At 63.6% G+C, this 464-nt stretch carries 1 protein-coding gene; it reads right to left on the bottom strand.

The window, feature by feature from the left end:
* Positions 1-415 (bottom strand): VIT1/CCC1 transporter family protein (locus HR086_RS47460; RefSeq protein ID WP_217442258.1); only part of this gene is annotated, 415 nt, incomplete at its 3' end.
* Positions 416-464: the final 49 nt, after the last annotated feature.

Raw genomic sequence — 464 nt, 5'->3', positions numbered from 1 at the left:
GGCGAGAAGCCTCCAAGAGTTCATTTTGACTTTTCACAGAAATAAACTCACCGGCTCCCATTGACAGTGCGCCGGCAAGCAAACCGGAAATGCCGGTAAGCAACACAACGTTGCTCGGGACGCCGGAGGCCATCACACCCAGGACGAGGGCGAGGTTGGACACCAAACCGTCGTTGGCGCCGAAGACCGCCGCGCGGAAGTCGCCGGAGATCTGCTCGCGCCCCCGAGCGGCGAGCCCTCGAACCACCTCGGCGTGGATGGCTTCGTCAGCCTTCATTTGTTCGGTGGCGTCTTCGTCTGAGGCGTAGGGGCTGCGCGTCTCCGCGGTCTGCATCATTGCAAGGACAAACACGGAACCGAACCTGCGCGCCATCCAGGCCATAGCCCTGGTGGAGCGGTCGGGGCGAACCGGCATGCCCACCTCTGGCCCCAGGAGCTTCAGCCAGTGCTGCTCGTGGCGTGCC

This window comes from Myxococcus sp. CA039A (assembly GCF_013336645.1).
In the GTDB taxonomy this organism is placed as follows: domain Bacteria; phylum Myxococcota; class Myxococcia; order Myxococcales; family Myxococcaceae; genus Myxococcus; species Myxococcus llanfairpwllgwyngyllgogerychwyrndrobwllllantysiliogogogochensis.
Note: the sequence above shows the minus strand (reverse complement) of the source record. Positions and strands in the feature narration are given on the sequence as shown.